Here is a 9,536-nt window from a genome sequence, read left to right as displayed (position 1 = left end):
GACGTGACGAACGCGACGCACCCGGCACGCGCCCCGGCCGCCCCGCGCCCGGCCCGCGCCGGCCGGAGGCGTTCCCCGGCGTCCGCCGGCGGATGCGGCGAGGACGCTCCGGGCCGGCGTACGGCGGCCCGGCGGCCCTCCCGCACACGTCACCGGCCACCTGAGTGTTTCATCCCACAACGTGACGTATGTCGCTGCCCGGGCGGGGGCGGTGGAGGCGGCCATGACACCCCGGGGGACACTTGTGCGAGGTCCCGGCGAACGGACGTCCCTGCCCGGTCGGCGCGTTCGACGGGGTTGCACGCGACGACCCGAATGCGAGAACGTCGGATTCCGGAGCACTTCCATCTTCGTACTGTGAGGTCATGACGTCTTCCGCGCACAGCTCCCGCACCACCGCCACCGTCGCGGTGGGCGCAGCGGCCGCCCCCTGTCCGGTGGTGGTCCTGGATCAAGCTGGGCGCATCGTCGAGTTCAACCCCGCCGCCGGTGTCCTGTTCCCCGAGGCCCGTACGGGCACGGCGTTCGACGGTCCCGCCTGGCTGTCGCGCGCTCAGGGGCGCCCGGGCGAGGGCGAGGCGGCCGGCGCCATCGGCGAGCGCCACTTCGCGGCGCACCCCACCGCGCTGCCGGACGGCACCACCGCCTGGTGGCTCGTGGAGGAGACCGCCTACCACGCCGCCATGGAGGAGCTGGAGGCGGAGCGCGGCCGTACGCAGTTCCTCATTCGCGCCTCCAGCCGGCTCCTCGCCTCGCTGAACCTGGGCCGCTGCATGGAGGTGACGGCCGGCCTCGCGGCCGAGCACCTGGCGGACGCGGCCGTCGTCGTGGCGCCCGCCGCCGCGGGACCGCTGCCCGTCATCATCTGCGACCGCCAGGGGGCCATGCGGCACACGACCACCCCGGGCGCCCTGGAGAGCGTGCCCGGCCTGGCCGAGGCGCTGCGGGGATTCCCGCCGGTGCCCTCGCGGTGGATCGATCCCGCGGCCCTGCCCGAGTGGATGGTGCCCGAGGGGTTCGGCCGCGTCGGCTCCGTGGCCATAACGCCCCTGCCCGGCCACGGGGTGGCGGCCGGCGCGCTCATCCTGCTCCGCCGCGGCGGCCACGCCGACTTCAGCGAGTCGGAGGAGGGCTTCGCGGGCCTGTTCGCCGCCCGCGCCGGGGCCGCCATGTCCGCGGCCCGCCTCTACGCCGAGCAGAACGCCATCTCCGACACCCTCATGCGCGAGTTGCTCCCGCCCGAACTGCGCCAGGTCCAGGGCGTCGAGTTCGCCGGCGGGTACCGGGCGAGCGGTGAGACGGAGCGCGTGGGCGGCGACTTCTACGACCTGCACCCGCCCGGCGAGGACGGCAACGAGACCCTCGCGGTCCTGGGCGACGTGTGCGGCAAGGGCCTGCAGGCCGCGGTCCTCGCGGGCAAGATCCGCAACACGTTCCAGGCGCTGCTGCCGCTGGCCGACGACCACCCCCGCATGCTGCGCCTCCTCAACAACGCCCTCGTCAACGGCGACCACACGCGGTTCGCCACCGTCGTGCTCGCGTCGGCCCGCCGCGAGGGCAAGCACGTGCGCCTGCGGCTCACGGCGGCCGGGCATCCCGCGCCGCTGATCGTGCGCCGCGACGGGTCGGTGGAGGAGGCGGACACCTCCGGCTCCCTCGTCGGCGCACTGCCGACGATCACCGCCAGGACCGCGCACGTGACGCTGGCGCCGGGGGAGACGTGCCTGATGTACACGGACGGCATCACGGAGGCCAGGGGCGGGCCGCTGGGCGACGCCCTGTTCGGCGAGCAGCGCCTGCGCCGCGCCCTGGCCGAGTGCGCCGGCATGCCGGCGGAGGCCGTCGTCGAACGCGTGCAGATGCTGGCGTCCCAGTGGGTGGGCTCCGGACGGCACGACGACATGGCCGTGGTCGCCGTCACCGCTCCCCGCGGCACCCACCTCAGCGCAGTGAACGGAACGACCCTGGGCAGGTACACCGCATGACCGCACCCTCCGACCACCGGGACGGGGAGCTCCGGCCCGCCGACCCGGCCGACGCGCGCGAGCGGGAGACCGGCGGGCCCGCCGGTGGGAGCCCCGCCGCCCGCGGTGCCGGGCCCGCACGGGAGCCGTCCGGGCCCGGCACCGTGGGAACCGGCGGCGGGGGCCCGGCCGGCCCCTCCGCGCCCGGACGCGGTGACGGCGGCCCCGTCCGGCACTTCGTCGGCGTCCGCATGGCGTCCTGCGCCGGCACACCCACCGCCGAGGAGTGGGCCGACAAGCTGTGGGCCGCGGTCTCCGCCATGGACGAGTACTCCGCCCTCGACACGGTCGCCGGGGCCCTGGACGCGGGCCTGGACGCCGAGTCCGTCCTCCTCGACGTGATCGGCGCCGTGCAGCACCGGGTGGGCATCGAATGGGCCGCCAACCGGATGAGCGTCGCCGAGGAGCACGCGGCGACGGCCATCAACGACCGCGTCCTCGCCGCCCTGCCCATACCCCGCCCCGACCCGGCGACGTCGCGCGGCCGGGTGCTGGTCGCCTGCGTGGACCAGGAGTGGCACGCCCTGCCCGCGAGGCTGCTGACCCTCACCCTGCGCCTGCGGGGCTGGCACGTGGACTACCTCGGCGCCCAGGTCCCCACGGGGCACCTCGTCGCGCACATCCACCGCACCGGCCCGAGCGTCGTGTGCCTGTCGTCGTCGCTCCCCGCCCGGCTGCCCGTGCTGCACGCGGCCCTCACGTCCTGCCAGGCGGCGGGCGTCCCCGTCATGGCGGGCGGCCTCGCCCTCGGCCACGACGGCCGCTACGCGCGCCTGCTGGGCGCCGACGGCTGGGCCCCGGACGCCCGCGCGGCGGCCGACCGGCTGGCCGCGGGGCCGCTGCCCGCACCGCCCCCGGCGCACCAGGCGGCGGCGGACCTGCCCCACCTCCTCGACCAGGAGTACACCCTCGTCACGCGGGACGCCCGCCGCCTCGTCAAGGAGACGCTCCTGCGTCTCGCCGACCGCTTCCCCGCGATGCGGTCCTACGACGACGAGCAGAAGGAACGTACCGCCGAGGACCTCGCCCACATCGTCGACGCCCTGTCCACCGCCCTCTACGTCGACGACGACGACCTCTTCACCGACTTCCTGCTGTGGACCGCGGAGATCCTCACGGCCCGCGGCGTCCCGGCCCGCGCCCTCCTGCCCGGCCTGGACCTGCTGGAGGAACAACTCCACGACTTCCTGCGCGCCCGCCGCCTCCTGCGAGCCGGCCGCTGCGCGGTCGCCGCCCTTTCCTGACCACCGGACCCGGGAGTCCCATGACCCTCCATCCCGCCGACGCCGGCCTGCGGATCGGTATCACCTGGCAAGCCCCGCACAGCGTCGTCCTCGCCCTGGCCGGGGATCTGGACTACGACACCTGCGACGATCTGCGGTACCGGATCACGGCCACCCTGGCGGACCACGCCCAGGTCACCGACCTGCACCTGGACTGCGAAGGCCTGGAGGCGGTGGACTCCATGGGGCTGGCCGCCCTGCTGCTGGCGCACCGCGCCACGACCGCCCGCGAGGTGCGCCTGCACCTGGACCGCAGGAGCCCGAGACTGGAGCGCCTCCTGTCCCTCACGGGGACCCTGGAACACCTCACCGGTGTGCGGGCCGAGGGCGACGACCGGGCCGCCCACCCGGTCCCGGAGGCCTGAGCGCCGGGCGGGCGCGGGGCCGCCGCGTCCCGCGTGCACGGGAACGGCTCGGGGTGCGGGAACGCCCCGAGCGCGGGAGCGACCCCGCGGGCCGGCGCGCGGGGCCGCGCGTGTCACACGCGCGGGGCCGGTCCCGTCCTGGTGAGTGAGGTCCGCGACACGGGGCGCGGCGGCGAACCGCCGCAGGGCGCCCCGCGGACCGCACGACGACCGCGACGGCACCCCGGCTGGGACACCCCTCCCGCCGGGCCGGACCAGGGGGCAAGGCGTGGACAAGACGGCGGAGTTCGAGGGACTGCGGCCCCTGGTGTTCTCGATCGCCTACCGCATGCTGGGCAGCGTCGCCGAGGCCGAGGACGCCGTTCAGGAGACGTGGCTGCGCTTCGACCGCTCGCCCACCCGCCCCACCTCCGTCAAGGCGTTCCTGTCCACGACGGTCACGCGGATCTCCATCGACGTACTGCGCTCCGCGCGGATGCGGCGGGAGGCGTACGTGGGCCCCTGGTTCCCGGAACCGCTGCTCGACGACCCGTACGAGGACCCGGCGCGCGCGGCCGAGCTGGCCGACTCGGTCTCGATGGCGGCCCTGCTGCTCCTGGAGCGGCTCAGCCCCCTGGAGCGCTCGGTGTTCGTGCTGCGGGACGTCTTCGGCTTCGGCTACGCCGACATCGCCGCGGCCGTGGGGCGCACGGAGGCCGCGTGCCGCCAGCTGCTGGTCCGGGCCCGCCGGCACATGGAGGCCGGGCGGCCGCGCTTCGAGGCCGACCGCCGCAAGCGGGAGGAGCTGGCGACGCGGTTCTTCGAGGCGCTCCAGGAGGGCGACGTCGACGGGCTCAGGGACCTGCTGTCCGCCGACGTGCGCATGGTGGGCGACAGCGGCGGCAACGCGCCGAGCCTCGCCAGGGGCCTGGCGGGCGCCGACCACGTGGCCAGGCTCCTGGCCGCCGTCTTCCCGCTGTTCGCCCGCGTCGACATCACGTACGAGCCCCACGAGGTCAACGGGCAGCCCGGTGCCGTCTACCGCGACCGGGACGGCAGGGTGCTGCACACCATGGCGCTCGACGTGCTGGACGGCCGGATCCAGACCATCCGCACGGTCGTCAACCCCGACAAGCTCGGGCACATCGGTCCGGTCGCGGACGCGTGGGCCGTGGACGACGAAGTGAAGCGTGTGCGGCGGCAGTTGCGCTGAGGCGGAGGTGCGAGGCGCACCGCGGGCACACCTGCCCGCCCACCCGCCGCCGGCACTCGCAGCCGGTGCCCGAACGGTCCCGGAACGTGGCCCTGCCCGCACCGGAGCGCTGCTCCGCCCCGTCGGGTCCGGAGAAGTCGCGGAGGAGGGTGCAGGAGGACGACGGGGCCGGTGCGGGCGGACCGCGGCCGTCGCCCCCGCCCGTATCGGGCGTGAAGGCGTCCGAAAGGTACTTTTACGTACAAATCGAACAGTACTTTCGCGTACAAAAGGTGTGAAGGCGCACACTGGGATCCATGAAGTCGTACACAGGACCTGCCACTGTCCTCATCAACGCCAGGGAGATCGACGCCGAGGTCGACATGCGCCAGCGCACGGAGTCCGTCCAGGTCGGGAGCGACAGCGTGCCGGGGCCGACGTCCTGGGACGGCCGTCTGACCGTGCCGAGGAAGGACGGCTGGGCCGTGGAGAGCGCGGCCCGGCCGCACCTGCTGATCGGCGACCGCGCCGGCTCGTTCCTGATCAGCGGGGGCGACCCCGGATCGGGCGAGTTCAGCATCCAGGGCAGCGGCGAGAAGCCCTTCTGACCCCGCCCGCCCCCGGGCGGGCCCCGCCGCGGTCCCGGCGCCCCCTCCTCCCGCCGGACCCTGCGTCCGCTGCCGGTGGTTCCCGCACCTGCACCCCACCGCACCGTGCCCGGCGCGCCCGTCGCCCGTCGGCCGCTCAGGCGGGGCGCCTGGCCATGACGACGATGCCGGGGCCGCTGAACTCGTCAGCCGGCAGCCGCAGTTCCGCCACCGTCTCCAGCCCGGCCCGCTCGATCAGCCCCACCAGCCGTTCGGGCTGCCACCGGTGCGTCGTCCAGCGCACGGGCACACCTCCGTACGCCTCGGTGCGGGCCACGTCCTCCTCGCCCGCGTGCGTGCCGGTGATGAAGTGCCCGCCCGGCCTCAGGGACCGGGCGAACAGGGAGAGCACCTGCGGAAGGATGCCGCGGGGGAGGTTGAACAGCGACCACCAGCCCAGCACCCCGCCGAGCGAGCCCTCGGCGAGGTCGAGTTCGGTGGCGGAGGAGACGCTGAAACGGCATTCCGGGTGGAGGCGCCGCGCGTTCTCGATCATGCGCGGGGACAGGTCGACCCCGGACACGTCCAGACCGCGCTCCGCGAGGTACGCCGTGACCGTGCCGGGCCCGCAGCCGACGTCGAGGACGGGTCCGAGGCCGTCCACGGTGTCGGCGAACGCGTCGATGGACGCCTTGAGCCAGGGATGGCGGCGGATGTCGCCCATGCCCGTCGTCCGCACCATGTCGGCGTAGTTGTCGGCCACCCGGTCGTAGGAGTCCCGGACCGTGTCGAGGTCTGCGGGTCGGTCGACCCGGTGTGCGCGCATCCGCCAACCATAGGGCCGGGTGCGGTCCTTGGCGCGGCGCGCGCCCGTCCCGCGGCCGCCCGGGCCCGGCGTCAGGAGCCCCCGCCGGCCCCTGGTCGGCGCCCGGCGGGCTCTCGTGTGCCCGTCGTTCCATCATCTATGATGCGCGCGGGACGCGCACGCCTGGCGGTTCCGGCCCGCTCGGTCGCCGTGCGCCCCGCCACGCCGCGGCGCCCCGGCCCGGCCGTGCCCCCACGAACCGGGAGAGCCCATGAGCCTCGCCGACCTTTCCGGCCCGGCCTCCGGCGGGCACCGTGCGATCGCACCGGACGCCGTCCGCGAGGTCTGCCTGGCCGTCAACGCGAGCCACCGCTTCGTCTACTTCGTCCCCGAGACGGCCCAGCAGGCCGCGCGGTTCGGCATCGCCGAACGCGGGCCCGCCTACTTCGCGTTCCGGTCGGCCGCCATGGGCGCGGTCCCGTGGCAGGTCACCCTCGCGACGTTCTACAACTTCAGCCCGCGCGCGGTGCGGTCGATGGCGGGAACCTGGGACGCCGCGCCGCCCGAGCGGTGGCAGGCGGCCCGGTTCGAGGCCGTCGGGGACGCGATGCGGCGCGTCGGCGTGGACCTCACGGAGGAGGAGGTCGCGGAGGCCCGCTCGCTGCTCGACCCGGTCGTGGCCGCGGCGGAGTACGCGGGCAAGCCGCTCGCCGCCGCCAACGCGGCCGTCGCACTGCCCGGCGACCCGCTGGCGGCGCTGTGGCAGCAGATCACGGTGGTACGCGAGTGGCGCGGCGACGCCCACCTCGTGGTCCTCGCCGACCACCGTCTCGGCCCCTGCGACTGCAACGTGCTCCAGACCGCGGCCGGCAAGTTCCCCCTCGCGCTCGCGCGGGCCAGCAGGAAGTGGAACGACGAGGAGTGGGCCGCGGCGACGGCCCGGCTGGGGGAGCGCGGCTGGCTCGACGCCGACGGCTCCGTCACCGCGGAGGGCTCCGCCGCGCGCGAGCGTGTCGAGACAGAGACGGACGAGCACTGCGTACCGCTGTGGGCGCCGATCGGGGACGCGGGGGCCCGCCGTCTCGCGGTCCTCCTCCGTCGCGTCCACGACGCGTTCACCGCGGCGGGCACGTACAGCTCGATGCGCTGAGCGCGCCTCCGGTCCCGCAGGCGCGGCCGGCCGCAGGGCACGCCGCCCGCGACGGGGCCGGTGGCGGCCGGCCCGGCGCGTGGGGGTGCGGCGGCGCCGTCCCTACCCGCGCGCGGCGGTGAGGGCCGCGCGCAGGGCCCTCTTGTCGGTCTTGCCGACCGTCGTCCTCGGCAGGGAGCCCGCGAAAGAGTACGAGGCCGGGGCGTACAGATCACCGAGCGCGTCGACGACCTGGCGGGTCAGCTCCGCCCGGTCCGGCACCGCGGCCGGGTCGCGCAGGACGAGCACCACGTGCACCTCCTCCCCGTCGGCGCCGGGCAGCCCGACGGTGGCGGCCTCGCGGACGGCCGGATGCGCCCCGAGGAAGTCGTCGAGGAGGCGCGAGTAGACGTTGTCGGCGGTCCGGCCCGTCACGATGATGTCCCGGGCCCGGTCGACCAGGTACACGTACCCCTCGCCGTCCATGCGGGCGAGGTCGCCGCTGCGGAACCACCCCTCGGCGTCGAGGACTTCGGCGGTGCGCTCCGGATCCCTCCAGTAGCCCTCCATGACCGAGCCGCTGCGCACGTACAGCTCGCCCGTCTCGCCCGCCGCCACCGGCTTGCCGTCCTCGTCGCGCAGTTCCAGCTCCACGCCAGGTGCGGGCCGGCCGCAACTGGTCAGCGACTCGGGGCGGTCCAGGTCGTGTTCGGCCGGAGTGAGTTCGGTGACGCCGCCGTCCTCGGACGCGCCGTAGATCTGGTGCAGGACGGGCCCGAAGTGCTCGATCGCCTGCCGCAGGCGGGAGGGCGAGGCGGCCGCCCCGGTGTAGTACAGGGTGTTCAGCGCGGGGAAGCGGCCCGGGCGGCACTCCGGGTGGTCGAGCAGTTCGTAGAGCATGGGCGTCACGACCATCAGGCGGGTGATCCGCTCGCTGTCCATCACGGACAGCGCGGTCCCGGCGTCGAACCCGTCGAGGAGCACGAGGCGGTGGCCGCTCAGGACGCCGATCAGGAAGGCCGCGTGGCCGCTGGTGTGCGTGACCAGCGTGCCGATCAGCAGCGCCGGGTCCCCCGCGGCCTGCGCGGCGAGGTCGGCGGAGAAGTCCACGAAGGCCCGGTAGTAACTGCTGCGGTGCGTCACCAGTTTGGGGGCGCCGGTGGTCCCGCCGGTGTAGAGCAGCGTCGCCAGGTGCCGGCCGTCGGCGGCGTCCTGGGGCGCCAGGGGGGCCGTGGCGGCGGCCGCCCCGAGGAAGTCGGGGGCGAACGAGGAGGGGCCCACGCACAGGACGCGCGCCTCCTCGACGTGCGCGGCGATCTCCCGGGCCCGCTCCTCGAAGACGGGGTCGAACAGCAGCACCTTGACGTCCGCGCGCCGCACGAGCGCCTCCAGCTCGCCGTTGCCGGGCTCGGGCGGCACGAACACCATGCGGCAGCCGGCAAAGTGAACGGCGAGTTGCAGGAGCAATGTTTCCGGGGAATTCCGGACGAAAAGCGCGACCCCGTCGCCGAGGCCCGCGCCGGCGTCGCGCAGCGCCGCGGCGTACGCGAGCACGGCGTGTGCGGCCTCGGTCCCGCTGATGCGCCGTGCTCCGGCCACCAGCGCGTCGTCGCTGCCTCTCGCCTCCAGTCGCCGCAGGACCGTGGTGGTGTAGTTCTCGGTGGTGCTGGGCTCGTCCATGATCCTTCTTCGCGCGCGGGCAGCCGGGCGGTCGGGCCGCGCGGTCGCTCAACAACGTTGCTGGTGCTATGACGATTCACCAGGGTAAAGGACTGAACGATCTTTCCTGGAAGCGGGCGGTGGCTCTCGCCGGTCGAGCGTCCCGTGGCGGGGGAGGTCGTGGCCGGGCAGTGGCGGGACGGTGAACTCGCGGCGAACGGCGGTGAGATGGGCCCCAGGGCCGATAAGCCCGGGCCGTCCGTGTCGCCAACGCCGCCCGCGGAGGCCGGGATTGGCGCCGCCGCCGTACGTGGACTGCCGCCCGACGGGCCGGTGGCGGTGACGGGGCAGGGGCGGCGGGCGCGCGGCGGACGGGTCGCCGCGCGGGAGCGGCGGTCCGTGCGGTGGTGGGTGCGCCGCCGGACGTGCGCGGCCGTCCGCGCGCGGCGCCCCGCCGTGCGGACGGGACGCGGATGCCGTGCAGACGCGGATGCCGTGCGGACGCGGACGCGG

8 protein-coding genes are annotated in these 9,536 nt (G+C 75.3%); 6 read left to right on the top strand and 2 right to left on the bottom strand.

Going from position 1 to position 9,536, the window contains the following annotated elements; genetic code table 11:
• The first annotated feature begins 365 nt into the window (after positions 1-365).
• The 5 genes from L1885_RS17395 to L1885_RS17375 all read left to right on the top strand — a co-directional run bounded on the left by L1885_RS17395 (position 366) and on the right by L1885_RS17375 (position 5,451).
• On the top strand, positions 366-1,985 hold the full coding sequence (locus L1885_RS17395) for a PP2C family protein-serine/threonine phosphatase (protein WP_235798045.1): 1,620 nt from the start codon (positions 366-368) through the stop codon (positions 1,983-1,985).
• Between the two features lie 230 nt (positions 1,986-2,215).
• On the top strand, positions 2,216-3,268 hold the full coding sequence (locus tag L1885_RS17390) for a cobalamin B12-binding domain-containing protein (RefSeq protein ID WP_235798046.1): 1,053 nt from the start codon (positions 2,216-2,218) through the stop codon (positions 3,266-3,268).
• A 20-nt stretch (positions 3,269-3,288) separates the two neighbouring features.
• On the top strand, positions 3,289-3,672 hold the full coding sequence (locus L1885_RS17385) for an STAS domain-containing protein (RefSeq protein ID WP_235798044.1): 384 nt from the start codon (positions 3,289-3,291) through the stop codon (positions 3,670-3,672).
• A gap of 268 nt (positions 3,673-3,940) precedes the next feature.
• Positions 3,941-4,864: an RNA polymerase sigma-70 factor gene (locus tag L1885_RS17380; RefSeq protein ID WP_235798043.1), complete on the top strand. Its 924-nt coding sequence runs from the start codon at positions 3,941-3,943 to the stop codon at positions 4,862-4,864.
• A 296-nt stretch (positions 4,865-5,160) separates the two neighbouring features.
• Positions 5,161-5,451: a DUF4873 domain-containing protein gene (locus tag L1885_RS17375; protein ID WP_235798042.1), complete on the top strand. Its 291-nt coding sequence runs from the start codon at positions 5,161-5,163 to the stop codon at positions 5,449-5,451.
• 136 nt (positions 5,452-5,587) lie between these two features.
• On the opposite strand, the gene L1885_RS17370 is transcribed toward L1885_RS17375, so the two are convergent.
• A complete protein-coding gene (locus L1885_RS17370; protein ID WP_235798041.1) occupies positions 5,588-6,256 on the bottom strand; it encodes a class I SAM-dependent DNA methyltransferase in 669 nt (222 codons plus the stop codon).
• Between the two features lie 250 nt (positions 6,257-6,506).
• Here L1885_RS17370 and L1885_RS17365 point away from each other — a divergent pair, with 250 nt between their 5' ends.
• Entirely contained in the window at positions 6,507-7,385 is an 879-nt protein-coding gene (locus tag L1885_RS17365; RefSeq protein WP_235798040.1) for an SCO6745 family protein, read from the top strand.
• Positions 7,386-7,487: 102 nt separating this feature from the next.
• Here the strand turns inward: L1885_RS17365 and L1885_RS17360 are convergent, their stop codons facing one another.
• Positions 7,488-9,044, bottom strand: a complete 1,557-nt coding sequence (locus tag L1885_RS17360; protein WP_235798039.1) for an AMP-binding protein — start codon at positions 9,042-9,044, stop codon at positions 7,488-7,490.
• Positions 9,045-9,536: the final 492 nt, after the last annotated feature.

Origin of the sequence: Streptomyces fuscigenes (assembly GCF_021556455.1) — a bacterium.
In the GTDB taxonomy this organism is placed as follows: Bacteria; Actinomycetota; Actinomycetes; order Streptomycetales; family Streptomycetaceae; genus Streptomyces; species Streptomyces fuscigenes.
Note: the sequence above shows the minus strand (reverse complement) of the source record. Positions and strands in the feature narration are given on the sequence as shown.

Coding starts and splice junctions, on each gene's coding strand:
- L1885_RS17395 (WP_235798045.1), top strand. CDS start 366: ATGACGTCTTCCGCGCACAGCTCCCGCACCACCGCCACCGTCGCGGTG.
- L1885_RS17390 (WP_235798046.1), top strand. CDS start 2,216: ATGGCGTCCTGCGCCGGCACACCCACCGCCGAGGAGTGGGCCGACAAG.
- L1885_RS17385 (WP_235798044.1), top strand. CDS start 3,289: ATGACCCTCCATCCCGCCGACGCCGGCCTGCGGATCGGTATCACCTGG.
- L1885_RS17375 (WP_235798042.1), top strand. CDS start 5,161: ATGAAGTCGTACACAGGACCTGCCACTGTCCTCATCAACGCCAGGGAG.
- L1885_RS17370 (WP_235798041.1), bottom strand. CDS start 6,256: ATGCGCGCACACCGGGTCGACCGACCCGCAGACCTCGACACGGTCCGG.
- L1885_RS17365 (WP_235798040.1), top strand. CDS start 6,507: ATGAGCCTCGCCGACCTTTCCGGCCCGGCCTCCGGCGGGCACCGTGCG.
- L1885_RS17360 (WP_235798039.1), bottom strand. CDS start 9,044: ATGGACGAGCCCAGCACCACCGAGAACTACACCACCACGGTCCTGCGG.